The 25315-nt window shown below is 32.3% G+C and carries 36 protein-coding genes; 1 reads left to right on the top strand and 35 read right to left on the bottom strand.

Annotated elements, in window-relative coordinates:
• Window positions 1-28: 28 nt before the first annotated feature.
• The 25 genes from ACB089_RS08910 to ACB089_RS08790 all read right to left on the bottom strand — a co-directional run bounded on the left by ACB089_RS08910 (window position 29) and on the right by ACB089_RS08790 (window position 16896).
• A complete protein-coding gene (locus tag ACB089_RS08910; protein WP_374966103.1) occupies window positions 29-502 on the bottom strand; it encodes a hypothetical protein in 474 nt (157 codons plus the stop codon).
• A gap of 125 nt (window positions 503-627) precedes the next feature.
• On the bottom strand, window positions 628-1071 hold the full coding sequence (locus ACB089_RS08905; protein WP_374966102.1) for a hypothetical protein: 444 nt from the start codon (window positions 1069-1071) through the stop codon (window positions 628-630).
• 311 nt (window positions 1072-1382) lie between these two features.
• Window positions 1383-1763: a ribonuclease toxin immunity protein CdiI gene (gene cdiI, locus ACB089_RS08900; protein WP_374966101.1), complete on the bottom strand. Its 381-nt coding sequence runs from the start codon at window positions 1761-1763 to the stop codon at window positions 1383-1385.
• A 222-nt stretch (window positions 1764-1985) separates the two neighbouring features.
• Window positions 1986-2390: a hypothetical protein gene (locus tag ACB089_RS08895; RefSeq protein ID WP_223556311.1), complete on the bottom strand. Its 405-nt coding sequence runs from the start codon at window positions 2388-2390 to the stop codon at window positions 1986-1988.
• A gap of 121 nt (window positions 2391-2511) precedes the next feature.
• Window positions 2512-2883, bottom strand: coding sequence for a hypothetical protein (locus ACB089_RS08890; RefSeq protein ID WP_374966100.1), 372 nt, complete (start codon window positions 2881-2883; stop codon window positions 2512-2514).
• A 37-nt stretch (window positions 2884-2920) separates the two neighbouring features.
• Entirely contained in the window at window positions 2921-3418 is a 498-nt protein-coding gene (locus tag ACB089_RS08885; protein ID WP_374966099.1) for a hypothetical protein, read from the bottom strand.
• A gap of 148 nt (window positions 3419-3566) precedes the next feature.
• Window positions 3567-4166, bottom strand: coding sequence for a pentapeptide repeat-containing protein (locus ACB089_RS08880; RefSeq protein ID WP_374966098.1), 600 nt, complete (start codon window positions 4164-4166; stop codon window positions 3567-3569).
• 332 nt (window positions 4167-4498) lie between these two features.
• Window positions 4499-4954, bottom strand: a complete 456-nt coding sequence (locus tag ACB089_RS08875; RefSeq protein WP_374966097.1) for an SUKH-3 domain-containing protein — start codon at window positions 4952-4954, stop codon at window positions 4499-4501.
• A gap of 300 nt (window positions 4955-5254) precedes the next feature.
• The gene (locus tag ACB089_RS08870; RefSeq protein WP_374966096.1) at window positions 5255-5752 is read right to left on the bottom strand and encodes an SMI1/KNR4 family protein; all 498 of its coding nucleotides are present in this window, start codon (window positions 5750-5752) and stop codon (window positions 5255-5257) included.
• A gap of 269 nt (window positions 5753-6021) precedes the next feature.
• A complete protein-coding gene (locus ACB089_RS08865) occupies window positions 6022-6447 on the bottom strand; it encodes an SUKH-3 domain-containing protein (protein WP_374966095.1) in 426 nt (141 codons plus the stop codon).
• Window positions 6448-6547: 100 nt separating this feature from the next.
• Window positions 6548-7039 carry a hypothetical protein gene (locus tag ACB089_RS08860; RefSeq protein WP_374966094.1) on the bottom strand — a complete coding sequence of 164 codons (492 nt, stop codon included), beginning with the start codon at window positions 7037-7039 and terminating at the stop codon, window positions 6548-6550.
• A complete protein-coding gene (locus tag ACB089_RS08855) occupies window positions 7009-7539 on the bottom strand; it encodes a pre-toxin TG domain-containing protein (RefSeq protein WP_374967531.1) in 531 nt (176 codons plus the stop codon). The genes ACB089_RS08860 and ACB089_RS08855 overlap by 31 nt, the downstream gene beginning before the upstream one ends.
• 118 nt (window positions 7540-7657) lie before the next feature.
• Window positions 7658-8035 carry a hypothetical protein gene (locus ACB089_RS08850; protein ID WP_374966093.1) on the bottom strand — a complete coding sequence of 126 codons (378 nt, stop codon included), beginning with the start codon at window positions 8033-8035 and terminating at the stop codon, window positions 7658-7660.
• Window positions 8036-8440: 405 nt separating this feature from the next.
• Window positions 8441-8938 (bottom strand): hypothetical protein, encoded by a 498-nt coding sequence (locus ACB089_RS08845; protein ID WP_374966092.1) that lies wholly within the window; start codon window positions 8936-8938, stop codon window positions 8441-8443.
• A gap of 28 nt (window positions 8939-8966) precedes the next feature.
• Window positions 8967-9128, bottom strand: a complete 162-nt coding sequence (locus ACB089_RS08840; protein ID WP_374966091.1) for a hypothetical protein — start codon at window positions 9126-9128, stop codon at window positions 8967-8969.
• A 485-nt stretch (window positions 9129-9613) separates the two neighbouring features.
• Window positions 9614-10057 carry a hypothetical protein gene (locus ACB089_RS08835; protein WP_374966090.1) on the bottom strand — a complete coding sequence of 148 codons (444 nt, stop codon included), beginning with the start codon at window positions 10055-10057 and terminating at the stop codon, window positions 9614-9616.
• Window positions 10058-10063: 6 nt separating this feature from the next.
• Window positions 10064-11407, bottom strand: a complete 1344-nt coding sequence (locus ACB089_RS08830) for a hypothetical protein (RefSeq protein ID WP_374966089.1) — start codon at window positions 11405-11407, stop codon at window positions 10064-10066.
• The gene (locus ACB089_RS08825) at window positions 11407-12060 is read right to left on the bottom strand and encodes a phage baseplate assembly protein V (RefSeq protein WP_374967530.1); all 654 of its coding nucleotides are present in this window, start codon (window positions 12058-12060) and stop codon (window positions 11407-11409) included. The genes ACB089_RS08830 and ACB089_RS08825 overlap by 1 nt, the downstream gene beginning before the upstream one ends.
• Before the next feature lie 237 nt (window positions 12061-12297).
• Window positions 12298-13161, bottom strand: coding sequence for a hypothetical protein (locus tag ACB089_RS08820; RefSeq protein ID WP_374966088.1), 864 nt, complete (start codon window positions 13159-13161; stop codon window positions 12298-12300).
• A gap of 496 nt (window positions 13162-13657) precedes the next feature.
• On the bottom strand, window positions 13658-13987 hold the full coding sequence (locus tag ACB089_RS08815; protein WP_374966087.1) for a hypothetical protein: 330 nt from the start codon (window positions 13985-13987) through the stop codon (window positions 13658-13660).
• Window positions 13988-13997: 10 nt separating this feature from the next.
• Entirely contained in the window at window positions 13998-14153 is a 156-nt protein-coding gene (locus tag ACB089_RS08810; protein WP_368636599.1) for a hypothetical protein, read from the bottom strand.
• Window positions 14154-14457: 304 nt separating this feature from the next.
• The gene (locus ACB089_RS08805) at window positions 14458-14979 is read right to left on the bottom strand and encodes a hypothetical protein (RefSeq protein ID WP_374966086.1); all 522 of its coding nucleotides are present in this window, start codon (window positions 14977-14979) and stop codon (window positions 14458-14460) included.
• Window positions 14980-15190: 211 nt separating this feature from the next.
• Window positions 15191-15694: a hypothetical protein gene (locus ACB089_RS08800; RefSeq protein WP_374966085.1), complete on the bottom strand. Its 504-nt coding sequence runs from the start codon at window positions 15692-15694 to the stop codon at window positions 15191-15193.
• A gap of 231 nt (window positions 15695-15925) precedes the next feature.
• The gene (locus tag ACB089_RS08795; RefSeq protein WP_374967529.1) at window positions 15926-16027 is read right to left on the bottom strand and encodes a hypothetical protein; all 102 of its coding nucleotides are present in this window, start codon (window positions 16025-16027) and stop codon (window positions 15926-15928) included.
• A gap of 257 nt (window positions 16028-16284) precedes the next feature.
• Entirely contained in the window at window positions 16285-16896 is a 612-nt protein-coding gene (locus ACB089_RS08790) for a pentapeptide repeat-containing protein (RefSeq protein ID WP_374966084.1), read from the bottom strand.
• 565 nt (window positions 16897-17461) lie between these two features.
• Here ACB089_RS08790 and ACB089_RS08785 point away from each other — a divergent pair.
• Window positions 17462-17959 carry a YfbM family protein gene (locus ACB089_RS08785; RefSeq protein ID WP_374966083.1) on the top strand — a complete coding sequence of 166 codons (498 nt, stop codon included), beginning with the start codon at window positions 17462-17464 and terminating at the stop codon, window positions 17957-17959.
• A gap of 146 nt (window positions 17960-18105) precedes the next feature.
• Here ACB089_RS08785 and ACB089_RS08780 read toward each other — a convergent pair whose 3' ends face one another.
• From ACB089_RS08780 to ACB089_RS08735, 10 genes are all read right to left on the bottom strand, one after another.
• Entirely contained in the window at window positions 18106-18669 is a 564-nt protein-coding gene (locus tag ACB089_RS08780; RefSeq protein ID WP_374966082.1) for a hypothetical protein, read from the bottom strand.
• A gap of 233 nt (window positions 18670-18902) precedes the next feature.
• On the bottom strand, window positions 18903-19166 hold the full coding sequence (locus tag ACB089_RS08775) for a hypothetical protein (RefSeq protein ID WP_374966081.1): 264 nt from the start codon (window positions 19164-19166) through the stop codon (window positions 18903-18905).
• 523 nt (window positions 19167-19689) lie between these two features.
• Window positions 19690-19884 (bottom strand): hypothetical protein, encoded by a 195-nt coding sequence (locus ACB089_RS08770; protein ID WP_374966079.1) that lies wholly within the window; start codon window positions 19882-19884, stop codon window positions 19690-19692.
• Between the two features lie 193 nt (window positions 19885-20077).
• Entirely contained in the window at window positions 20078-20599 is a 522-nt protein-coding gene (locus ACB089_RS08765) for an SUKH-4 family immunity protein (protein ID WP_374966078.1), read from the bottom strand.
• A 55-nt stretch (window positions 20600-20654) separates the two neighbouring features.
• A complete protein-coding gene (locus tag ACB089_RS08760; RefSeq protein WP_374966077.1) occupies window positions 20655-20822 on the bottom strand; it encodes a hypothetical protein in 168 nt (55 codons plus the stop codon).
• Between the two features lie 83 nt (window positions 20823-20905).
• Window positions 20906-21274, bottom strand: coding sequence for a hypothetical protein (locus ACB089_RS08755; RefSeq protein WP_374966076.1), 369 nt, complete (start codon window positions 21272-21274; stop codon window positions 20906-20908).
• A 115-nt stretch (window positions 21275-21389) separates the two neighbouring features.
• Window positions 21390-21878, bottom strand: a complete 489-nt coding sequence (locus ACB089_RS08750; protein WP_374966075.1) for a CPCC family cysteine-rich protein — start codon at window positions 21876-21878, stop codon at window positions 21390-21392.
• Between the two features lie 596 nt (window positions 21879-22474).
• On the bottom strand, window positions 22475-23152 hold the full coding sequence (locus tag ACB089_RS08745) for a hypothetical protein (RefSeq protein ID WP_374966074.1): 678 nt from the start codon (window positions 23150-23152) through the stop codon (window positions 22475-22477).
• Between the two features lie 322 nt (window positions 23153-23474).
• Entirely contained in the window at window positions 23475-23624 is a 150-nt protein-coding gene (locus ACB089_RS08740) for an RHS repeat-associated core domain-containing protein (RefSeq protein WP_374967528.1), read from the bottom strand.
• A gap of 158 nt (window positions 23625-23782) precedes the next feature.
• Complete coding sequence (locus tag ACB089_RS08735) at window positions 23783-24769, bottom strand: RHS repeat domain-containing protein (protein WP_374966073.1); 987 nt, start codon at window positions 24767-24769, stop codon at window positions 23783-23785.
• Window positions 24770-25315: the final 546 nt, after the last annotated feature.

Raw genomic sequence — 25315 nt, 5'->3', positions numbered from 1 at the left:
CAAAATTACTTACTAATAACTAAATACCCTAGTTTGGCAATTTTTCTTTAATAAAAGAGTGTTCAAGAAAACTAAGCAATCTCTGGGTTAAATATTTTATCTGGTATTGATCTAAATCATTATTGACAATTAACTGACCATTCTCTTTTCTAAGTATTTGATCTGAACCATTTTCTAAAAGCATTAGATTCCCGTCAAATTGTCTCATAAGATGCCCAATAACTTTAAACAAAATTTCTATACCTTGATTAAAAGTGATACCAAATAATTGAACTCTAATGCATACATTAACATCTAAGTCGTAATGCCTTCTTATAAAAGCTATGTCAGAAATATCCTCAATTTCAAGAGCTAGTGAAAAATATTCAATTCCAATAACTATTTCTTCTTCACTATTGTGAACGGTTAACTTTTCGTTCACAAACTTAACTATTATACTTTGAATAATTTCTGCTAGTGATTTACAACTTAAATTTGAACTTAAAAACAATTCGTAATCCATTTTTCCCCTCTTCAAATACTAGCGAAATTTTTCTTTCGTTCACAAAAAGTAATTCTTTTAATTTTTTCAAATCTCCGTTTAGGTTAATGTCAAATATATCTAATGCTAGTACGTAAAGTTTAGTACTATTCGAATACAACACCGAAACTAACATTTTCAAAATTCAAATATGCGTTACTAATATCAGAAATATAGTAAGGTTCAAGTTCTTGGATAAATCTCTTAGTAATAAACAATCCAAACCCAGATACATTGTTACAATCATTTTCAAATAATTGGATTTCCACATCAGTATCATCATTAGCAACAATTATTTCTACATTTTGATCAATTGACAGAATAGCTTTTTCATGAACTTTAATCAACTTATCGATTTCTTTATAAATATTATCCTTTTGAAATTCTATCTCAATTAAATCAAAATCAGTTTCATAATATTTACGATCATCATATTTATAACTATTTACTTCAATTTCTTCAGTATATTGTTTCATAAATAAATTACAAATCACTTCAATCTCTTGTTTCTTTAATTCTTGTTCTGAGAGATAGGTATTAACTAATCTCACTATTTAACAACTCCCATCTCAATTAAATATTTGTACTGTGAATCTCTTAATTTGAAAGCTGTATAATTTGGCTAGCCCGACCGATATAGATTTTTTCTGCAGAACGTAAAATTTCTCCAACTAAAATCAATAATTAACTTCCCACAAACTTTAAACGAATTCACATTCCCAACAACCAATAATTTATCTGATAAAAGTCAATCTGATTTTAGTTTATAACACACTATCCTTTAAATCTTTTCTACTTTAACTAAAAACAGGATAGATACTCATTTTTTCATAATATTCAGAAAAAACAATCGCTATTAATTTCACCTCTTTCTCATCTCCATATTTCTCTTTATATTTCTGAAATACAATTCAAATTCTTTCTCGTTCTGTGGATTTTTCTCAATATATCTCTCACCAGCTATTTTAAGGTAATAATAGAGGAGTTCATAACTAAGAATTACTGACTGAGTTCCAAGTTCAATCTCAATACCGTTAAATTCGTCTTCATAAAAAGTCTTATCATATTCATCTAAATCACTCCAAAATGTAAATCCTCCTATGTCTATACCAAATCCAACTTTATTGCTTAAGTATTTCACTGCATCTTTAAAAACCCCCGCAACATAACAAGCATTAATTAAATCTTTCACTGGTGAGTGTTCAATACTTATTAATTCATTAGAATTTAATAATTTTTCCATTCATCTTCCCCCTGTGATATAGGTGTTGTAGGAAAATACCGATGTAATTTTAATATTCATGATTTATATCTCTAAATCTATATTTAAAATTCTTTATTTTTGTCATTCTCAAAGAAAGAAGCAGTTCAGATTTTTTAGATCCGCTTCCTATGATTATGTATAATAATGGATTTTTATTTAAGTATGCAAATATCTCAATATAGTCCACTAAAATCGAATGAATTATGGCTTCAAACTAAGAAGATATTCAATTCGTGCCTTTGCGCTAAAGCTTGATTCTATAACCTTGTAATCATTACTTTCCATTAACTGCCTACAATTATTTATATCCTGCAATAAATGTTCTATATCTTTTTTATTAGCATCACCTTTAAATTCAATACTATTGATATAAAAATCTAATTTTTCATATATAAAATCTGGTATTTCTTTTAGTTTAATACACTCAATTGCAACACAAATATAGTATGCCGTCTTTGTAAAAACATTATAGTTTAGCTCTCTCCAATCTTCTTCAAATACTTTTGCTGCAGAGTGAGGTGCTGTAAATCCATGATCTTCTACATATTCCTCAAAACTATATACAACAGAATCTTTGATACTTTCATAATCAATATTATTATTCATAGCACACACCTCCCTAAATCTATAGAGTTACTGTAGCCCTTGTGAATATATAACAAACAAGTATTACTTTCACTAAAACTAAATCTGCTAAAGAATTGATTAAATTAAAACTACTACTAGTTTATTTATCCTTAATTTCTTCAACATCTTTTTTTATTCGTTCAATCATCTTATCCATATTATTTTGTTCAAATATCCCCTCTCTTCCCCCTGCTAGATAATACAATTTTAACCAATATGCATTTTCTTCAGTAAACGTTTCAATCGCTTTCCAAATATTCTCTTTGGTCAATGTTCTTACGATGATATCAGGCGGACTTGCAGGAATATAATCTAAACCTTCTTTATCCATATACCAATAGTAATTGTTTGGTGTAGTGATAACCATCGTATAAGTCACCCCATCTTCCATCCTTACAAACACATCTATGTTGTCATTATTTTTATCTATCGTTTCAAAATAAGTTGGAAACTCTATATCTATAATCTTCAATGTGGTTATCTCCTAAGGTTAATTATTGACTAGTACATCAATTATCTATTTCAGATAGCGAATCATCACTTATATCATTCCTCGGAACATCCAAACTCCTCCAATACCTAAGAGGATAAGCTGACTTCCCTACAATCAATTCACCTTGCCGTATCCAAAAAGTACCACCTCTTTCAAAAAATTTAATCATTGGTTCATATAAGTCTATATAATCAATCGCTTCATCTACTCCCTCATCTGCTAGTTGGGAAATTTCTAAATAACAATAACAAATTGCTCGTATGTAAAGGTTATTAATCTTATCAAGTTTTGGACAAATCTTAAAAATGTTACTATCAATAGACTTTCCAAGAGCCTTAGAAATACTGATTATAGGATACTTATCTACATCAATTTCTAAATTATCCAAAAATACATTAACTCTTCTAAGATACTCTCTAATTAATACATGGTGAGATTCTTTTGTTTTATCATCTATATTCTCGAATTGAATTGTTGATAAGCGTTTTAAAGCAATATTTAGTAAATCTCCCATAATCTATACCTCACTTATAAAAAACTACGACAAATAGAGCCAGACAACTTTTAATAAACTTGACACCCAAAAGCTTCAGAGTAACGGAATGTACGTCTTCCATTCTATTCTGTTTTAGTTAATATGTTCGTAGTATAATTTATCTTACTTACATACAATTTTCTATGATCCATCTTTTAGCTTCATCTTCTCTTAAGTTTATTGGTTCCTCTATTGTTCCTATATTTATACTTAAAATTTTAGCATTTTCAAAGCCCAAAACACCTTTGAAATTTGCACCTTTCACTAAAACATTCTCAAAAAAAGAATCTTCAATATTTGCATTTTTTAAATTTGAATTTCTAAAATCCACATAATCAAAATAACATGTATTTAATTGGGAATCTGATAGATCTGAACCAAAAAAAATCGTCTCAGTACTCTCGCAATCTGTAAATTTCGAATTTCTAAGATCAGAATAAGTAAAGTCTGCATATGAAACATACCCTTTATAGAAGTTTGCTCCCTGTAAACAAGCATTCCTAAAAGTTGAAGAATAAAGCCAAGTTAAAATAAAGTTTCCTCTTTCTAAATTCATGCTGTCAAAAGAACATCCTATTAATCTAGCCTCCTTAAAGGAGAAATTGGACAAGTTCAGACTTTCTAAATTTGTTTCGTCAAGTACTAACTTTCCCCCCTTATCCCCTATTGACTCTAGCCATAATTGATGCAATTCAAATAGATGTATTATTCTTTTTTCATTCATCATTTTAATCGTCCTTTTTATGGATACCAGATAACTCTTCTCTTGTTCTTCCTCCAGTATTTTTATCATATTATTGAGCTTTGTATCAGGCTTCTTAGGCGTGTCTATATGTGTTATTTGAAAATAGGCTTACATTGCAAAGCAGATTTTTGGCTTTTATTAAATGGAAGACCAATTCTGTACTGTGTAACCACTACCTTTACATGATTTTCAATTATCTTACTTGTTCAATTTCGTGCATTCAAAAGGCACATTTTTCTTTGAGAAGTAATTTTGTTTTTTAAATAAAATGTACTATTGGAAAAATGGAATAACTAAAATTTGAAACTAGTGGCCTAATCTGTTGTTTCATGAATAAGTTTTAATTCTTTACATTCACATAAGTTATTCACCGCATCATATATGCTATCTCCTAATTTCCAAATGTAATAATCATCGTGAAAACCATATACTTTTCCGACTTCATCCATAAACATAATCGCATTATCTCCATATGCAGTACCAATTACAACTAATTTCTTACCTAATATTACTTCATACCTTTTCAAATGTAATCTTGCTGCATCGCCTAAAGCTTCATGTGGTGCAATAATAAAGCTTCCCTCACTATCATCTTCTAGGTAAACATATGTTAGCCCACCAAATTCCTTTAGAGCATCTTTGGCACAATCAAAGACTTCGTAACCTTTCTTTTCTAAATATTCAACTGTTGAATCTATATCTACACTCCGACCACTGTACCATCCAGCTGCTTCTATTATGCTTTTTGTTTTCTCTGATAATTTTCCCATTTAACTTTCCTCCAATGAAATCTTCAAAGAGTGCATAGCCTATGATATTTTTAAGGAACTCACGACTAAATTCCATGATTCTATTTGTACAATTTAAGTCTTTTCATCAACATCGGAACTATAGTATATGTATTTTCCGAATAATTTTCATTAAGAAGAATTTCATAAAATATATACTAATAAATAAAAATAAGATTTCTTCTCTCTACAAAACAAAAAAGTACGAATAGGCTTTGATGTTTGATTTAAGACAAGTTTATGATAATCTCACAAACTATTTTACAAACAACAAATAGATCCTTAATTGCGTGGAAGTTCACCATTGTATTTTTTTATTAGATACTCTGAAAAAGTATCACTTAATTTAATAAAATCACCTTGAGTGTATACTTCATCATAACTTTCTTCAAAAAAATAAACAGGTGGATTATCCCCATCATTTAAATTGAATAACCAGTACATATATCCTTGGTGCCCCATAAAAACAAATTGGTCATCATTTATTCTTTTCTTAAAATTACATTCTTCTAATACTTCCAATGCTCCTTCCTTTAATTCTTTAAAACTTTCCATATCGCTAATACTATAATCAGAACCTTTGAACATAACGTACCCCCTACCAGCACATTCCATAAATTTCAAATATGCTTCAGGCAATTTTTTATCACCTACCATTATTGTTATCTGCATCATATCATTCGTATCGCAAGCTTTTATTTCGTTACTATATTGTTCCCTCAGAAACATTAAAAATATATCGATATTATCTTCTCCTAAATACTTAATTCTATTAATCATTAAATAAATCTCCCTTTTTGGATTCTTTCTCGACAATTTTTAATTAACTAACACATAAATTACCGCTCAATAGGACGTTTTTGGGTTGGAATCGCCACCCTTTCGTACACTGTGACGAATAAGCGTTGCTTCCTCCCGATCATCTTAAGTTAATTGCTCATCATATATATCTTCTATATTAAACGATTGAACACTTTTTAAAATCTTCAATACCATTGATTTCTGTTAATCCTTGTAATAATCTATTGTTCGTGTATCAATTTAAATTTTTAACATTCACATAGATTATTAATTGCTTCATAGATATCGCTTCCAAATTCCCAAATATAGTAATCATCATATGCTCCGTAAACTTTTCCCGATTCCGACATAAACATTATTGCATTATTTCTAAATACGGAACCAATCACTATCAAATACTCTCCAATTAAGGTATCATACCTTTTGAAATGTATTTTCTGAACACCATCTCCTATTTGCTCTTCTGGAATAATAATGAAATTTTCAAAATCCTCCCCATCAGAAAACTTATATTCCAATCCACCGAATTGCTCTAATGCCTCTTTTACAACAGAACCCACTCGAAAGCCCTTACTCTCTAAAAATAAGACTGTCGAACTTACATCTATTTTTCTATTTTGGTACCATCCTGCCTCATTCAAAATTTTATAAGTTTTTTCCGAAAAGTTATTCATATTTTCCTCCCACTACTTTCATTTAAAAATATCAATAAAAAAGTGTTCAAAAGTTTCCTTACAATTTTTGCATACTTTTTTATACTTATTTGGCAAAACTTCAATGGTACTTAGCAAGATGATCTTCTACTTTAGCACCATCTTTCACTGCTTGATTTACTGCCTGAACTTCAGCACAATTATCTACAGTCCATTTTTCAAAGCTATCCTTGACTTCCCCACCTGCTTGCTTACTGGCCTCTAATGCCCTGTTTTTAGTTTTTTCAACCAACATTACTACCTCGTCATCCAATTCAGAAACAGTCGGATTAAACCTTTCATTACCCGTTCTAAAGTCAACTCCTTTGCCATTATACCCAATATAAACCTTGCCTGTTTTAAGATTAACTGTTGCAGTCATAACATGTGGAATATAAATATCTCCAGTATTTGGATCAATATATTTTCCTTCTAATAATTCATTCCTCTCTTGAGCAATCTTGGTTCTAGCAATGTCCTTAGCTTCATCTATGCTAACCGGTTTAGGTACACCTTTACCCGTCCCCTTAGGCTCTTCACTCTTTACAGGTAGCTTCGAATCTTTCTTTGGCATTGGTAGTGTAACTTTAGATGATCCTGTTTCACTACTGCCTTTGGTAAACTATTTACCTGCGAATTACTTTTTGGTGTATCTTTGTATACAGTTTTTGTTTTTTGAGTATCTTTTTGATTTGGTTTTTTCGGCGGTTCTTTATATACTACTTTTTGTTGAACTGTGTTGTTTGGGTTCGGTTTTTTCGGTGCTGCTGTCGCTACCTTCTGACCACCTGTTGTTGAAGGCGCCTTTTTCGGTGCTGCTGCCGCTGACTTCTTACCTGTTGCTGGTGGTTTTGTTTTACTTCCTTTCTTTCCAGCATTAACAAAACCTTCAACTGCTGCTCCTCCAATTTTCTTTGCACCTTTGACTGCCGGTCCACCTACGATACCTGCTGCAGATATCGCTCGTTCCCATTTATCTAATTTTCGACCAGTAATTGGATCTTTCCCGACAATTGCTTCGTAGGCAGCTTTGGCATTGCCGACGACTGGAATAAAGTCAGCCGCGGTTGATATAGCTTGTATATTGCAAAAATAAACAGCCCATACACATCATTAAAATGATTGTATGAGCTGTTTAAATTGATGGAAAGCTTTTGACCTTCTCAGCGTAACTTTTATTTTAGATCTCTATTCAACTCATTCTAAACTGTTTGTATTTCTCAAAGACTAGTTGTCTTGCTTTGTTACGAGTTTCATCATCAACATCTGAACAATAGTAAAATCCATTATTTTCAACGATAAAGTATTTACTAAACCCTTCATCTTCTTGTACTAAATGAATTAGTCCTTTACACCAAGGATAATTTTCATTAAGTTTAAGAGGTTTTGATGGTATACTTTTTCTACTCCAAATATTAACTCTCTTATATTCTAATCTTAACCAGTTCACAACATCGATCAGTATTTCTCTTAACATTTCACTACCAATCTTCTGTTCAGCTGGTTCTAACAATGAGGATTTTGAACCGTTTTTTAAGTATTGCAACATATCATCTACAAATTTTTCCATTTTCAACACCACCTAGTAAGGATTATATATTTTATTCGGATAATTTATCTGCCAGATAACAAACATAACAAAAAACAGGTCAATCATGGTGGTATCTGACCATAATCGACTTGTTCAATGTGACGCTATCAAGTGAAGTAGGATATAAAATTCAAGCGTTGATGTGCGTACATCTTAATTCGTGAAAACTTCCTACTGTGAGAACAAAGCTAAACTTCGTAATGATGAAATGAAGTGATTCATTCGGCACTGGGTGGGGGCTATTTCATTAACCGCCTCATCTATATCACAGAATGAAAAAGACCACAACACGGGCGGTTAGGTCGCATTGTGACGTTGTTTGTTGTATTGTACGATCTTGTATTAGTATTGTAAGGTGTTTAATAATCCGAACAAATCCATAAATTAATCAACGTGTCCATTGTCAAGTGCATCCAAGGTTTCATCACTTATATCAAGTGGTTCCCTTTTAACTCGATTTGCAAGCGAAAGTAAATCAGTAGCACCAGCTACATTCAAATAACCTGCCCTTATAAAGAAATGGCCACCTCTTTCATATAGCTTTATTGCTGGCTCAAACAAATCTTTATTATCAATAGCAATTTGATTTCCTTCATCAATGAGTGCGTTTAACTCTAAATAACTGGTAGCAATTTCTCTAACATAACTATTGTCAATCTCCTTTAGTATTTGTAATTCATCAACACTCACTTGTGACTTAGTTATCGAATTTGAAATGACAATAAAAGGATGCCTACAAGGTCCTGGATGATATTGGAAAAATATTGAAGCTCTTCTTAAGTATTCTTTACTCAAATGAACATGTGATCTTGCTTGCTTGTTTCCAATACAACTCCAATCTATTGCATAAATACGCTTAATTGCCTGATTAAAATTTCCCATCAATTATTTCGCTCCATCTTCTCTATTTTTATTGCCCAAAAACTTTTTTCGAATAATAGTCAAATGCTCCAGGGAGTTCAAATGAAGGTTGATCAGAAGCTACATCATGTGCACCAGGAGGATCTGAACCAAAATCATCACTATCTTTTTGATACGAACCAGGATTTTTATATGGGTAGCCTTGTTTCATTTTTTCACTTTCAGTTAATTCATGTTTAGCTAACTCTTGAAACCACTTTTTTGTTTTGGATCCAGCTCACCTTTTTTGTGCTTGTTTCCATATAAACCTAACTACTGAATCAGGAGTAAAGATGCCAACTCTATAACTTTGATTATCTAAAGGGATTTTATTTGTATCAAAAAAATCAAAAAACATGTGTTGTTTCAAGCCCTAATTTCTTCTATTGTCATACCAATATTTTTTGCAATTCCTACTGATTTCTTAAATGCCAAGATGAGTGAAAATAGAGATAGAAAAAACAAAACAGATCAATCATGGTGGTACTGACCATAATCGATCTGCTAATGTGTTCATTATTTTAAGGTAAATCATTGTTTTATCTTGTTCATATACATATATTTATACAATTCATTTCTAGAAAAATGCTTGTCAAATACATATAATCCTAAAATACAATTTACAAAACTCTTCTAGGTTAAAGAATCTTATAAAATCTAACTTTTAATATTTTTATATGAAGTACCTAGTTCTTCGAATGGATATTTTGCAAATTCCTCAATATTATTCACAAACAAATCTTCTTTTTCTTTTCTTAAAACCTCAGTAGAACCGTTACTTAATAACAAGGCATCACCTTGAATTTGTGATAACACTGCTCCTATAACTTTTAACATTTTTCTTATTCCTAACCTGTATGTCTTATTGTAAACTTGAAAATCTATACATAAGTTAACATTAACCCCATAACTTTCTTTAATAAAATCCAAGTCTGAAATGTCCTCAATTTCAATATTCATAGAAAATAGCTCGCAACCAAGATAAATTCTTGAACCTTCATAAACCTTCATTTCATACTTTAAAGATTCATCTGAAAGAATTAACCTATTAGCAATATACTCAGCATTATAAGTTGAGTATATAAATAATTCATATTCCATTTAAGTCTACCTCTCAATCAATCTTGTAATTTCTCCATCCTTAACGATAAATAATTCTTGTAAATGTTTTAAATCTCCATTTGGATTCGCTTTTCTTATTAATGTTTCCTTTAATTCATTAACTTTTTCCGCCGGGTAGTCATCCAAATTGAGCACGATTCTCTCCGCTTGATTTTTGGTTTTCTTTGTGATTGTCCTAGAAACATTATTAATACTAGTATTTTCATCTGGTGAATAACAGTCAAATGGTTTTCCTTCTATTAGATAATCAGGATTTGACTCAGTCTTTTTGCCATACCCGTTACCTCCGTCAACTTCATCAAGCATTTCAATATCATATCCGTTTTTAGCAAATAAATCAGCCGTTTCATTTTGTCTTCTTGGACCACGTTCTCCATTACCAGCGTATTCCCCTTTGGGTTCACCACCTTTTTCTAATGAAGGTTCCGTTTTGCCATTACTTATAACCGTATTCTCTTCAGGCTTCTTAGGGTCTTTATTTGGGTTAGGCTGACTTGAATCTGGTATTATACCGTTATTAGAACTCGGAATATCCCCTACATTATTTAATAAACCAGCACCTTTTTTACCATAAAATCCCTTAACTATACCAAGTGTTGTTTTAGTTTCCCAGTATGCTCGTGAATATGCATTACCATTAATATAATCTTTCTCAATAGAGTCTTTTACTGAATCCTTTATCGCAGTAGTGGTTTGAACTGGGTGAAGAACTATATTCATTAGTCCTTCCCCTGTTTCTTCCAATACACCTATCGGGTCTTTCACAAATCCTTTTAAACCTTCGAATGTATCTGTCACTACATCTATAGTAGCATCAATCATTCCTTTTCTTCTTTGAAGTTCTTTTATGCCCATATTCAATCCAGTTAGTAGCAATTTCTCATTCTTGGACATACTCTCACTAGGTTTAAAGGGCTCCATTGTATCTATCGACTTATAGAAATTTACAGCTTCCTTTGAGTACGCTTTTACTTCCTTTACAGCTTGATTATAAGCTTCTTTTACTTTCTGTTTTCCCTTTTGATAATATTTCGGTACCTTCTGAACAAAATTTCTGACCAAAAGGACACCTTTCTTCACGGTTCGTTTACACCATTTCACAAATTTCCTTATGTTAAATCTTATGAATTTACGAGCCATCGTAAAAACATTGCCAATCTTTTTCTTGACTTTCTTTTTTAGTTTTTTCAAAAAATTCCCTAACAGGTTAAATCTGTTTAGAACTTGCTTCCCCAAATACTTTCCTGCATTGATAACATTCTTCGCAACAGGTATACTGCCAAGGAAACTGCCAATTGCTCCGAAGAAGCCCTTGCCCTTCTTCGCCATTAAGCACCACCCCCACCAACAGGGATACTGCCCATGACGTCTAGTGCGGGTCCAAGGTTAGTTTCGTCTTCCGATCTATTAGACACGGACACAGGTGCTTTGATTGAACCTTCCATTTTGACAACCTGTCCCTGTATATCCGTAATACCGTCAAGGACGAAACTGCTGAAACCACATGTCAAGCGCATGGATTCCTTTGCGTTCATAGAGATGCTTTTGCCTGCAAAGGTGATATTGGCGTTGGCCTTTAATGTAAGAGGATGCTTACTATGCACCTCTACTCCACTTCCCTGATGTAGCTTTAGGAAAACGGCGCCTTCTTTTGCAGTAAATGTGACTGATTGTGGGTCTAACTTAATATCCTTGCCCTTTGGTGTGCCCCAATAGGACGTTTTGGGATCGGCTGTTTTTGGGTTGGAATCTCCGCCCTTTCGTACACTGTGGCGAACAACGGCCGCTTCCTCTCGGTTTGTCGGGAATGCAAGGTGAACACTATCGCCTTCCTCTGGCGGGCTGTAAAAGCCGCTATGTCCTTCTGCTGTATATGGTGTTGCCAGCGGAAACCATGTCGCTTCTTCCTTTTTTTGTGCCTCATCAATGGATAGGTGCAGTCGTACTCGATCCTTCTTAACCTCTAATACCTTACCCTCGATTGCTGTACCTGACAGTGACGGAATGTTCAGTCTTTCTTGACGAATGCCATCTCTTACAGCAAATGGAAAATTAGGTCATGTGAGAGTTTGATTCTCCTTAACTTGCTCCTTAAAATATTGCCAAATTGAAAAAGCCTATTCCTTATGTGGAATAAGCTTATGAAACAAAGTAATCTCGAAAGTTCACTTCCCTATTTTTTATAAATAAGAATAATTTGAGTTTATTATTAATTTAGTTTAAATTATTTCATGCAGTAATGTTGCTTCCTCAAGCTGGTCATTAACTATTAAATTACCGCGTTTTCTTTCTAACAAAACACTTCTTTTTTGCTCCCAGTACCCTTGTATTAGCATCAAACGATAATCTCCAGTAAATTTGGTTGTGAACTTTTTAAAAAGACATAACATTTTCTTTAGTCTTGTTTCATCATTGAAAGTAAAAATATGACTACAAGTTATATTTATCGCAGTTCCAACGTTACTAATTTGAAACTGTAAGTCTACCCAATTTATCGAAAACTCGGACAAATAATCTGGATCTTCTATTACTCCAACCATGCTTTCATTTTTATGGTTCTCAACTAATCTTATACTTTCAAGTTTAATCTCTTCTGTAGTAAAGTTACCATAAATCTTTAACCAGAAGCTTTTGTATATCCCTTGAATGTAAGGCAAATTTAACGCTTCAAAATCAGAATAAAAAAAGTGACTGTCTACAATTAAAAAATTCTCTTTTCTTTCCAATACTCTATATTCAGAGTTTTTTAAAAGCAAAGCATGCCCTATATTACTTTTTAAAAAATTTCCTAGAAACTCAATGAATTTCCTAGTTCCATTTTCATAAATATTACATTCTAATCCATAATTTATTTTAAGATCATAATCTCGAGATACACTCTTCACATCAAACAATGTGGTAGTGAAACTAAAAAAATCACATTCAACATATAATGTATCTCCTTCACCTTCCTCACTTTCTTCTTGTTTTGTATAACTTAGATTATTTTCATTTCCAGTTATATTTTTTACTTGATCCAGAAGAAAGTCTTCAATCCCCTCTCTACTATGGAAATGGTTATAAAAATAATATGTTATCTCCATATTAATCTCCTTTCTCATACCATCCAGTAATTTCACCATCTAGGCTTCTTAGGATCTTTATTTGGGTTTGGCTGTCTTGAATCTGGTACTATTAGAATTCGGAATATCCCCTACATTCGTTAATAGACCAGCACCTTTTTTACCATAGAAATTCTTGCCAATGTTTAATATGGTACTAGTTGTATAGTATGTTCGAGAATATTCGTTACTATTAATAAAATTTTTATCAATAGAGTCTATTGCTGAATCTTTTATCGCAGTAGTTGTTTGAACTGGGTGGAATTTGACATATCCATATTACTTAGGTTCATCCCGTTTAATTTACACGCTGTCAAAAATGCTTGATTTAAAGGATATCCTGTTAAATTGAAGCCTCGAAAATCTATCTCATCGCTTGTTGGTTGTATTGTAGAATCTTGTTGTCACTTTGTAAACCTACCTATTTTTCATGTATTTTTGGTTGATTGATAAGTTTACTCAACTCAGTGTGAAATTTTCACAAATTTAAAACGGCCTTTATCTTGTCCAAAAGTAAATGCACTCGGTCTTTCTGTTCCGGATTTTCACCAACAAATTCCATACACGTTTCTTTCAAACAACCATAGAAATCTGAACTGTTCATAATGATTTCGTTATATGATGCAGTGTTACTAAATATCATTATGCCTTCTTTAAATTCAATCTCCTCAGAATGCTCTGGAAGTTCATATCCCATCATATGATCTTGCCACGGCTCTCCATTGGATATACACTCTAGTACATTGAGTAAATCACTCTTCAAAAAAGAAAAAAAATCTTGAATGACTGGCTGTCTGTCTATTAACATGAAAACCCTCCTAATTACCATAATTTATCCGTTCTAATACTGGATATACGCTTTCTATTTCACTTGTAGTTTTATTTTTCCATCCTTCAAAATTTAATCCATTCGATGTGGTGCCTTGTATTACCTGTTGCCCATCTCTAGTTAAATATTCAATACCGTTATCCATTGCCTCTTGACAATATTTATACATTTGTTAATTTTTCTCTTCACCTTTTTAAAGGCTTTCTAGCTTTATTGCTTCGATGATCGTGATGAACCTTCTCCCCAGAGACCCGTGATTACCCCTACTTCAAATTAAGGAAAAAAATCCATCACATAACGATTTAAATAACAAAGAGTAGCAATATAATCCAATTTCTAAAGGATTTTGCTACTCTTTAAAGTTGGTAAAAATTCACAAGGACCGACACTGATTTTATTTTATTTCTTACCTTACTAAGCTATCTCAAACTAGAATTTTCTTGATTATCCTATAATAACATCCAGACACTGTTAGGATTTATTTTTTCGTATACTATCAGGTTACCAACTGAAACTTGAAGAGAAAATTTTTCAAACACAGTATCTATATCTGATATTTTGCAGTCATTTACTATTTGAATTTCATCTTGTAAAAAAAGAATGATTAGCGAACGGAATCCATCAATATCAGATAAATAAATTCCTAATAACTCATTATAATCAGGATTAAAGTATAGTCTGATACATTCTGTTTTAAAAAGCTTAAAATTTTTCTCTTCATATTCAATTAATTCATCATAAGTTGCATATAGATTAAAATCATCCAAACTATATACTTTATTTACAGAAATCAATGGATTATTTCCTCTGATGTAAAAACCTACGACATCTTCGTTATTCTTTTTTAAAAAAATAACTTGGTCTAAACGTTCATTGTCTTCCTTATCATGTAAATAGATTATATTTGTAAATTCCTCTCTCCATAGTAATTTATCCATTTTTTTCGTAAAAGATTTTATATAATTATTCACTTCCATCACCTCAGTAAATCTAATTCCTCTAGTAATTTACTCGATAGTCGGTCTCCTCTTTTATTTAAGAACGTAAAAATTTCATTTGATTGTACATTTACTAAAACAACAGCATCCTCTTTAACATATGCATTTACAGATTCAATTGCCCACCCCCTTTAAAACTTGAAAGGCATATTGCCAATTAAGGTTATTAAAGGATAACTTTCAATTAATCATTAGTGATTATATAGCATACATTAAACAATATTTTTTTATTTTTTAAATGGTGAATAAAATTACTACGTGATATAGTTCCTTGAATAATCTCATAATCAGCACCTTGATATCTAGCTAAGAGCATTAAGGTATTAGTTGGAGATTGTTTAATTAAAAATTCTAATATTGCTTCAAACTCTTCCAAATATTCTTTATGAATAACTAATGGAGTTAAGTTATAAATAACATCCTCATCGTCAATCCAAAAAGGAATAGGTAATTTTTCTGACTCTATTTCAAAATCTGAAGTACAAAGTAAAAATGCATTTTTAATCCCATCATCTTCTTTAACTAATGAGTACCAAATCCCTTTTGTTTGACTCATAAATTTCCATGTACAATTCAATCTTAAAACCATTTTATCGTCCACTTCATTTATTACTTCTATAAAAGAGGGAAATGGAATTGGTAATGGTTTATTTTGATTAACCACTAATATATTTAATTCAAATGACATAGCTATCACCTTTCTTACGGTAGAAAATCTTTTATAGGCCAATTAGTATCAAACGAAGTCTTTCCATCTCTAGACATTACTCTGATTGTACCATCTAAACTTAGATGAATATCAGGATTATTACCCACCTTTTTCATAGAGTCTTTGTTCTTGCTTTTAGAGAGTAAATTATAAGTAAATTCCCCTCCTTCTCCGCTACTTTAGCAATACCACCACCAAAGATACCTGCTGCTACTGCAATTCCTCGATCACTGCACTCAATTTATTCATTGCAATTGGATCGAATCCAAAGGCAGCTTCAAAAGTTGCTTTGGCATTTCCGACGCCTGGAATGAATCAGCTACGGTTGATATAGCTTGTCTAACATTAACAGTGTCGATTTTTTATCCTTTGTTTTTTGTTTTGTTTGTTTTAAGTTAATTTTGTACTTTTCGATGAATTTACAGCTGATTCGCTGCCTTTTGTTAAAGCTTTCTTTGTATGCAAAAAAGGCTTTTTCCTAACTCATAGTTCAAGTAGGATTAGCCTTTGAAAGTTTATCAAGCGTGATTGTAAGTTTTTTTAAGTGTTCTGAGTGCATTCCTTAAATTCTACTCATGGTTCAAACTGTTATTTTGTAACCATTTCTTTGCTTCTTCACTCGTTAAAATTATTGGCTTTTCTGGAGTTCCAATATTAATACTTCTTATAAAAGCCTCTTCTATCCCATGAATTCCAGTTAAAATAGCCCCATTTAACAATACTCTTTCAAACGTTGCTAATCGTATATTAGCATTTAATAAAACTGCATTACGAAAATCCGTCTCGTCAAAAAGTCCAGCTACTAAATTAGCGTCTGATAAATCAGCTTTAACAAACACTGTTTCGATACATTCACTATCAGCAAATCTAGCAACTTTAATATTGGCATTTGTGAAGTCTACATATGAGACATTAGATTTACAAAAATCTGCTCCTTCTAAATTTGCAGATATAAAAGTTGATGAACATAGTAAAGATGACGAAATATCCTTGTAATTTAGATCCATGCCATCAAAGGTACAAGCAGTTATATACGCTTGGTCTAGTGGATACTGGGACAAATCCATATTTCGCAAATCAAACTCATCTATACCCAGTTTTTCTCCTTGTTCGCCAATAGTTTCGATCCAAAGACGGTGCGACTCTAATTGAACGATAATTTCTCTGATATCAGTTGTCATACCTAACGCCCCTTAACGTTCGCCATGATAAAGTGCCCAAGATTCTTGCCTATGTAATTGTTGCCGAATCAATCACTAGTAGTTCTTTTTCCAAAGAAAGAAAGTGTTTGGCAGTACATCGACATACACTGTCCTTCTTTTAAAATGGTCATTTAGTTTTCTAGGAAAACAAACATATAGTCATTATAAACAACTCCCAAAACATTATCATAACAAGAAAATATTAGATGTTTATAGGGAGAGTGGCCAGATGTATCAATGGTTGCAGCTTGTTTTACCGTAAAGTGTGCCTTGAAAACTATCAAACTTACCTAAAATATGGTAATCTGATATAGAAAAACAATACGTTTCCATCGATGCTGAATAGCTAGCATTGGGGAACAAATTTTTACGCGTTTCCCTTTTACTTGATGTTGAGAATAGTATGATCGACTAAGGAAACCGCGAAATTGGCGGGTTACATCGTCAATATAGGCATAAAGCGGATCAGACGCCCACAACATGGAAGAGGTTTGCCGTTTTGGTTTATGAATAAAATGATAGAAAATAAAGGAGCGGATACACGATGGGAATCATGGCTTGTTACTTATCATTAAACGATGCTTTAGCGGATGAAATTGCCCAGTTAGACAATTCCCATATCGTTGAGAAGATTGAGGAGCTTATGGAAAAACTACGCTGTCCCGTATATGAAATGGATAAATTATGGGACGGATTGCATTGTTTGCTAACAGGGATCTCTGCCTCGCAGCCGATTGAGGACCACCCATTAAGCGAGGCCATTGTCGGAGTCCACGTGCTGGATACTGAAGAGTTCGTCAGCGTCATTGGCTCTGAAGAGCTTCCCCGCATTTTAGAAGCTCTTCATTCTATGGATAGGACCGTCTTGCAGCAACAATTCAAGCCAGCCGATTTTAGAGCGAAACAGATTTATCCGGATATTTGGGCAGACGATGAAGCTGAGGAACTTTTCGCAGAACTTATAGCGGAACTCGATCAGTTAATCGATTTTTATGAACAAAGCCTTACCCGGGGTCATGACATATTAATCAGCATTTATTAAAACTGCATCAATATTAAACTGTACCTTATCGAGAGACTTTTTTTAAGTGTCTACTCGACAGGGTACAGTTTAAAGTTTGCCTAGCTTTTTTTCAAAATGTCCTTTACAAAGGGTACACTTCATATAGCCAATCAAGGTACTGTTACTTAAATAGAACTACTAAAAGGATAAGGTTTGTCCCATAGATTAACTGACAGGTTCATTTCACACACTTGTTTTACAGCCTCATCACATTTTTCTGTACTACCAATATCAACATAATAATCATAATCAAATCTCACAAACATTGTTTCTGATTCTAATTGCACCCAAACATACTCCCTTAAAGCCAAGCGAGTAATAAGTTCTACTTCATTAAAACTTATACTCATCCCTTGTTCAGCCTTTTGAAAAAAATTAAGCATTTCTTTGGATTCTTCCAAGGAAAATCCCTTTTTTTCGATACTATCTTCAATCGCTTCCAAGCCTAGCGGTTTTTCAAGTTGTTTAACAATTAATTTAAGAGAAGTTGAATTGGTCATAAAAACCTGAATAGCTTTAATAAACAAGTCTTCTGTAGTTAAATATTCAATTACTGTAAATATTATCCCATTGTATTTTTTTCCTATATCAGAAACAGATGTCCAGATAGGGTTTCCACCTTGTGAATTTAATGGATGTTCGTCATCTTTATACTTAGAAATTTGCCAAAAATAATTAATATTAATCACCAATCCTGTTTAAATTTTTATCATATGTTCCTAGTCTAGTTTCCTCCCTAAACATATACCCTAGCAATCCCCCCCTGTAATATTCTGTCATTCGAATAGTTTTTGCCTTAATTTTGATTTAAACAACGGATATAAAAGAAGCCGCAACATGGGCAAATTGCTTTCGTTGCGGCATTATTAATAAGACTGTAAGTAATATTACATAAACTTATGCAATCGTACCTTTTTAGTATCTACAACTGTTTGTAAATAAAAGGAGTTTTGAGGTGATTAATTAACTTGCTTGAAAGATACTTTTTCTGATACTGATCCAAGTCTGAATTTATAATCACAGTGTGATTCTCTTTTCTAAATAATTGATCTGAGCCATTTTCGATAAAGACCATATCAGGATTAAAAGCGATCAAAATTTCACCGAAAATTTGAAATAAAACCTCTAACCCTTCCTCAAATGTTTTCCCAAATAATTGTATCCCTACTTCCGTATCAATTTCCATTTTATACTCTTATCTTAGAAAATCAATGCTAGTAATATCTTCTGTTTCAATATCCATTGTGAAGTACTTACAGCTAAGCCGAGAAGAATTTTCATAATAAGTTACGTTCTCTGTAACTGTCTCGTTTACTATACTATAAATTGTTCTCTTTAATGCTTTATGATCTATATTAGAAACTAAAAATAATGCACAGTCCATCTCACTTCTCCCCCCCAAATAATCTTGTAATTGAGCCATCCTTCACTATCAATAATTCTTCCAACCTTTTTAAATCACCATTAGGATTTGCTTTTCTTAATATTGTTTCTGTTTAAATACATTCCCTTCGATTAGAAAATCTGGATTCGATCCTTCTATAATGCCATAACCGTTCTCACCGTCAATTTCATCCAACATTTCAACGTTATAACCATTATCAGCCAAGAAATCGGCTGTTTCATTTTGTTTCTTTATTCCGTGGGGATCTCCTTCACCATAGCTCCCTTTAGGTTTACTGCCTTTTGGTAGAGAAGGTTCAGTAAGTTTAACCTTTGGAACTTACACGTCCCCTTAGTCTCGTCTCGTTCTTTAGGATCTTTATTTTGATTTTGACTTGTATTGGATTTTGTACTGGTTTTGAATCTGGTGTTGGTGTTGGTGTTGGTGTTGGTGTTGGTGTTGGTGTTGGTTTTGATTGACTACCACTAGGTGTTTTAGAAGTAGTTCCTTTTGTAAGCATTGATGTGCGTACACCATAAAGACGAAATTTTCATTCGGCAATGAGTAGAGAGCTTTTAAGAGCCACCCGCTAGTCCATAGAATGAAAAAACCACAACACGACGGTTAGCTCGCATTGTGGCGTTGTTCGTTCTACTATAAAACCATTTCAAGAATAGTTGCAACAAATGGATAAATATAGTTCTTATTGTTTTCTACAAATCTGTTTCATAGTCTTCTATCAAATGTGACCAGAATCCTTCAACGTCTTTCATTGCTAAAGGATCAATTTGGTCAAACATCTGTTGAAGTTCATGTGTATATTTTTGTGTACTATATTCATTTTCTTGTTTCATTTTCATTACCAATTCATTTTTTATTAAATGGAACAAAAAAAATGTCCTCAAATCTTTATTTATCATATATAAATGAGGTTCATGAAGGGATGAAGTAGTAAAAAATTCACTGCTACTTTCTTTAAAATACAATCCATATGAGTTACGCATACCGAAACTTGCAAAATGACCAATTTTAATATACTGTACGCCTTCAATTAATGTTTTTTGAAAAGTATCTGATCCATAGAACATAAAATCATTATATTCCTCTGGCACTCCGATACTGACCATAAACTCAGCATTATCATGACTTACACCAAGTCTTACTAATTCATTGTAATCATAGTTTCTTATTTCAGAGTCATAGTAGTCACAAATCTCACGAATATCAATATCCACACTTTCACTTCTCCTATAACTTTTTAATTCAGCATTTCCTCGATCCCTTAAAGCCTTATCTCCCATACTCAACGCTATAGGTTACTTCTACATCAGGAAGTTCATTAGTAGCTTGTTCACTCCATTTAAAAAGTTGTCCTTGATGCTTAAATGGTGAGTAATAAAAGTTAGAAAATACATCTTGCTTTCCCCAGAAAAATAAAAAGTCTTTAGCTTCTTTCATAATTAATGCTCCTTTTTTGAACTTAATTGAAAATCCTTTTTTAATCACCTAAATTGAAAAAATATTTAAGTAAAAGCCTATTTTCAAGGGAATATTTCCCTTCTATTCTTATCTATTGGTTCACTTGGATCTTTCCAAATTCCGAATTTCCATTTAATATCATAATTTTTTAATAGCTTCTTTATTTCATTTTCTATCACAATGTAATTAAACTCTTCTTCAAAATGTATACTAAGAGAAAGTACATGATGCTCATCACACAAAAATTCACTAAGATCATCAAATCTATCAATAAGTTCTATTTTATATCTGCCTTTTTGGCCTTCTGCTATATATCGTCCTTTTTTATTTTCATAGGGTAATGAAACGTTAAAAACTTTTTCTATTTTTTTTACTAAATCTACAAAAGGTAAATCTTCTAGTAATACAATATCTAGGTATTTTGTCTTCACCTTTATCGAAACCTCCCTTTAGACTAAAAAGCAAAAATAACCACAAACTACAAATATAGTTCTCGCTTTTGACGATCGAAAGTCGAGCGTTCTCTATAATACAAATACAATTGATTTAGTCACCTTTTTTATACGGGATATTTTCTGGCTCAAGAAGCATTCGGTGCTTATCTCTATAGTCTTTAATTGAAGAATGATTTACAGAACTAATACGCTCGATATCATTTTCCGATCCACCATCATCCTCCCACATACAGACGCGGCACACTTTATATTCGCCTAGAGTTGAAAGAGTAAGATACCCACAGCATGGACATTTATATAAAACTTCCTCATCTCCAATTATATTTACATCGTCTTTAAAACAATCTTCAAGAAATTTTTTTAAAAAGTTATTTGAAATTCCAACAAGAATGATAGTAGTAAAATGGTCAACTAAAAAGTTTTGAACATTTGGAGAGTAAACACTATCATATTCTTTTGTTTCACCTTCCTCATCCAAATAATCGGAACAAAGGATATTATCGATTTCGTTTTTGGGTAAAGAAGAGATTTTGTATATCGCGTAACTTGTTAACGCATGTTTCCTACTAAATATTAACATTTTTACTTAACCTCTGACTTTGATAGTTTTGTTTTTTCAAGCGCGTAATTAACTGCATCTGTAAAAGGATCCTCTACAACGAATTCAGGAAGTGCTTTATAAAACGAAAGAATCTTTCCATCTTTAGCATGTCCCGCAAGTACTCGATTAGTAGCTAGATCAACTTTAGCTGGTTACCCGGAGATTCATCTGCTAGAAATTGCTCCATAAGATCATGATACTCATTCTTAGAGATATCACCAAGTTCCACTTGTTTTACTACATGTTTGTTATAATGAATACCTAATTCCCCGCTTTTCCATTGTAAATATGGGTTGTCTTCCTAAAGTCGTATTGTTTTAACCATAACAAAAAACCTTGAAAGGTGGTTAGCCAATCAAGGTTATAATTAATATATCCAAAAAGTTATTTTGCTCTTACTTCAATTGCTCATCTCTACTAACCCTATACATAATTGTTGGTTGTACAACAAAACCCACTTTCTTCCAAGTTAAAAATGTTTACTTATTATCTTGTAACCATTTTCTAGCCTCTTACAGTCAATCTAGTTCTTCTAACTAATATCTCTATACTTCTCTTTTGTATCATTTAATATTTTACAATTCCTCTGAATCAACTAATTCATCTTTTAAATAGGTTATTTCTTCATTTAAGAAAACGCTGATTCCTAAATCAAGATTTTCTGTATTTTTTTTAAAACTTATTATCTCATCTATTAAATTTTGTATTTCAACTACATCATTCTGATTGTAAGTGTAAATTTTAAAATATAATTTAATGAAATCATATTTTGTTTCTGCTTCTAAATTGTATAGATCGTTGTTTATGTTTTGGTAATTAAATGTTGATGTTTTTTCAAGAATCAAATATTTTAAAGTCATTTGTTCATCAAAAACTATAAATACATCTTCTGTTAATTCCCTGAAAATATAACTTTCAGCTAAATAAAGTTCATTTTCAATAGAATATGTAAAAATAATAGTATCCTTATATAGAAATTGACGTACATTATCAAGTTTTTTGTTTTTATCCAAAAAAACTTGAAAATTTAATTCTATCTTTTCTTTTTGTTTTTCACCTAATACTTTTAGTACTTTAGGTTCATTTTGCAGAATTTTAGAACCTGAATTATAGAGTAGCTGAATGTTTAGTTTACAAACATTTCCGAATCTATCTGCTTCCCAATAATCTTGTATTTCATCAGAAGCATAAACTGATTCTCCCCACTCTATACAGTAGTAACCACCATTAACTATTTTTGTTATATTATTCATAGTTTCATTCTATTTGAGTAATTGCGGGCTTATCAGTTATAGACTTAATGTCTTTATACACTCCGGCAGCATCAGACTTGCCATAAGCAGTTATTATGCCAGAGTCCTTTCCGCTAACTACTACAACATCTCCATCTTTATAGAATAGTAAATGATTATTGTTCTTATGATAAAAAATATTATCTGGATTGTGATCCATTCGGATTAAGTGAATGTAAAGGTGCAAAAAGACTAGAAAAATTCAGAAAAAACTTTACGGGTGACCTGAAAGAATCCAGATTCAACAGGCATATGGATAAACATGGTATGAATCATGATGTTATCAAGGATATACTCGACCATACCCGTACAAAGTAGGATTATTGCTAGCTAATCCAATCGGGTCTTGTTGGGTGTACATACCCATTTCTAGGTCATAATAGCGAAAGCGATTATAGTATAATCCCGTTTCCAAATCATGGTATTGACCCAGGAATCTAAATGGAATAAATCCTGCTCTCCGGTTAGTTCTCTAACCTTTTACATATCCAGCTCCATTGACCATACAAGCTTGCCTTGACTGTCATAGGCAAGCTTGTAACACCTAGATAGTTAGAATTAAAGTCGACAACTAGGGTATTGCATATCAATTTATTTTACAATGGAGATTTTTTCAGGGTTACGTATTGGAATTTTAATTTTAATACCCTTTGTACTTGTTACTTGAATAGAATCATTTTCTAATTCTGCTTTTATAAAAGGATTACTATTATCTAAAAATAAGAACCAAATTAATTTTCCTGTTTTATCATTCAATTGAACAATACCGTCTCCTCCAAAACTACCTTCTCCAATGCTTACAGTAAAATCATCTGTTTCATACTTTTTCAATATATCAAAATGACATACGGAATCTCCATCATTGTACTTGAAAAAACTTTCAATTGTCGATTTGCATAACACTCTTATCCATTCGTTGTTATTATCTAAAACTAGTATATCTTCATTAGAAAAGAAAAAAGCATTAATTAATGGACACTCAAAATTTTCAATCAACTTATTTATACTCATAAAATCTCCTTTGAGGTTACTGAATTCATCGTAACCATAGGTAACCTTTACACCCGTTAACTCGTTTACCATGCTTCGTAAGCGATGATTGACATCCCAATTATACGTGCGTCTTCGTGTATCGCGGTTTTGACTATTTATTCGATGGTGTGTCGGTCTACCTGCTACATCATACTGCCATTTGCTGATGACATCTCCTGGTAAGATTCTTTCAATCTCTTGACCGAGTTCATTGTACTGCATGGATGCTGTCCAATGTTCTTGCTCTGAGTGAGAAGCTGTGATTTGTGACACATTCTCCATTTCATTACGAGCGACGTCGATTTTTGCACCTAAGCTACTCGTAATCTGGGAACGGTTACCTAATTCATCATAGCTACTCGTAATCCAATGATCATTCTGCCACTCCTTGATCATTTGTCCAGATGGGTCTCGCTCCAGCTTTACTTTCACATGCTCATTTTCGGTTTCAATTAAAGAACCATTTTTGTCATAGCCAAACGTTTCCCAAGTGTCATCGTAATAATCAGTCCAAATGATATTTCCTAGACCTGATACGCTGTCCAACTATCCCCCATGATTTTACCATGTAACAAAACACTGGTTTCAGGTTTCGAATAACGGTATTCAGTATATGCACAAGAGAAGTAAATTTCATTTCTAACAAAAAAATCGTATGTAATGAAGAGCTTAGGAGCATCTTCATTACATACGTTTTCGGTATATAAAAAATTTGACCAGTTCTTTATGATACAATTCATGACTATGCCAAATTATTTACAAAAGCATTTTCTAGGATTTTTTGCATAAACGAAAATAATTTTCTATATTCATTCCCTATCTTTTTTCCGCTAGAGCCTACAGCTTTAAACCTATTTTCCCTAGACTAATTTTATCAAAGTTTGAGCTCAATGTTTTTTAAACAAACAGCATTTTTTTGTGTCCTGCACTTCAATAAGTAGCGCAATGATCGTTTCTGGAAACGTATCATTAAACTGATTGTTAGGAACAACATATGATATTTCCAGCTCGAATGTACCTAAAATTCCAGAGACAATTGAGTAGTACCCTTTGTTTTACATATATTTTCGTTTCACATGTGAAAATATTGCT

The sequence above is a fragment of the Lysinibacillus sp. RS10 genome, from assembly GCF_041956855.1.
In the GTDB taxonomy this organism is placed as follows: domain Bacteria; phylum Bacillota; class Bacilli; order Bacillales_A; family Planococcaceae; genus Lysinibacillus; species Lysinibacillus xylanilyticus_A.
Note: the sequence above shows the minus strand (reverse complement) of the source record. Positions and strands in the feature narration are given on the sequence as shown.

Excerpts from the sequence above, each read along its gene's own strand:
- ACB089_RS08910 (WP_374966103.1), bottom strand. The coding sequence starts at position 502 with ATGGATTACGAATTGTTTTTAAGTTCAAATTTAAGTTGTAAATCACTA.
- cdiI (WP_374966101.1), bottom strand. The coding sequence starts at position 1,763 with ATGGAAAAATTATTAAATTCTAATGAATTAATAAGTATTGAACACTCA.
- ACB089_RS08895 (WP_223556311.1), bottom strand. The coding sequence starts at position 2,390 with ATGAATAATAATATTGATTATGAAAGTATCAAAGATTCTGTTGTATAT.
- ACB089_RS08885 (WP_374966099.1), bottom strand. The coding sequence starts at position 3,418 with ATGGGAGATTTACTAAATATTGCTTTAAAACGCTTATCAACAATTCAA.
- ACB089_RS08880 (WP_374966098.1), bottom strand. The coding sequence starts at position 4,166 with ATGATGAATGAAAAAAGAATAATACATCTATTTGAATTGCATCAATTA.
- ACB089_RS08875 (WP_374966097.1), bottom strand. The coding sequence starts at position 4,954 with ATGGGAAAATTATCAGAGAAAACAAAAAGCATAATAGAAGCAGCTGGA.
- ACB089_RS08870 (WP_374966096.1), bottom strand. The coding sequence starts at position 5,752 with ATGATTAATAGAATTAAGTATTTAGGAGAAGATAATATCGATATATTT.
- ACB089_RS08865 (WP_374966095.1), bottom strand. The coding sequence starts at position 6,447 with ATGAATAACTTTTCGGAAAAAACTTATAAAATTTTGAATGAGGCAGGA.
- ACB089_RS08860 (WP_374966094.1), bottom strand. The coding sequence starts at position 7,039 with ATGCCAAAGAAAGATTCGAAGCTACCTGTAAAGAGTGAAGAGCCTAAG.
- ACB089_RS08850 (WP_374966093.1), bottom strand. The coding sequence starts at position 8,035 with ATGGAAAAATTTGTAGATGATATGTTGCAATACTTAAAAAACGGTTCA.
- ACB089_RS08845 (WP_374966092.1), bottom strand. The coding sequence starts at position 8,938 with ATGGGAAATTTTAATCAGGCAATTAAGCGTATTTATGCAATAGATTGG.
- ACB089_RS08840 (WP_374966091.1), bottom strand. The coding sequence starts at position 9,128 with ATGAAACAAGGCTACCCATATAAAAATCCTGGTTCGTATCAAAAAGAT.
- ACB089_RS08835 (WP_374966090.1), bottom strand. The coding sequence starts at position 10,057 with ATGGAATATGAATTATTTATATACTCAACTTATAATGCTGAGTATATT.
- ACB089_RS08830 (WP_374966089.1), bottom strand. The coding sequence starts at position 11,407 with ATGGCGAAGAAGGGCAAGGGCTTCTTCGGAGCAATTGGCAGTTTCCTT.
- ACB089_RS08820 (WP_374966088.1), bottom strand. The coding sequence starts at position 13,161 with ATGGAGATAACATATTATTTTTATAACCATTTCCATAGTAGAGAGGGG.
- ACB089_RS08815 (WP_374966087.1), bottom strand. The coding sequence starts at position 13,987 with ATGTTAATAGACAGACAGCCAGTCATTCAAGATTTTTTTTCTTTTTTG.
- ACB089_RS08810 (WP_368636599.1), bottom strand. The coding sequence starts at position 14,153 with ATGGATAACGGTATTGAATATTTAACTAGAGATGGGCAACAGGTAATA.
- ACB089_RS08800 (WP_374966085.1), bottom strand. The coding sequence starts at position 15,694 with ATGTCATTTGAATTAAATATATTAGTGGTTAATCAAAATAAACCATTA.
- ACB089_RS08790 (WP_374966084.1), bottom strand. The coding sequence starts at position 16,896 with ATGACAACTGATATCAGAGAAATTATCGTTCAATTAGAGTCGCACCGT.
- ACB089_RS08785 (WP_374966083.1), top strand. The coding sequence starts at position 17,462 with ATGGGAATCATGGCTTGTTACTTATCATTAAACGATGCTTTAGCGGAT.
- ACB089_RS08775 (WP_374966081.1), bottom strand. The coding sequence starts at position 19,166 with ATGGAAATTGATACGGAAGTAGGGATACAATTATTTGGGAAAACATTT.
- ACB089_RS08770 (WP_374966079.1), bottom strand. The coding sequence starts at position 19,884 with ATGCTTACAAAAGGAACTACTTCTAAAACACCTAGTGGTAGTCAATCA.
- ACB089_RS08760 (WP_374966077.1), bottom strand. The coding sequence starts at position 20,822 with ATGAAAGAAGCTAAAGACTTTTTATTTTTCTGGGGAAAGCAAGATGTA.
- ACB089_RS08750 (WP_374966075.1), bottom strand. The coding sequence starts at position 21,878 with ATGTTAATATTTAGTAGGAAACATGCGTTAACAAGTTACGCGATATAC.
- ACB089_RS08745 (WP_374966074.1), bottom strand. The coding sequence starts at position 23,152 with ATGAATAATATAACAAAAATAGTTAATGGTGGTTACTACTGTATAGAG.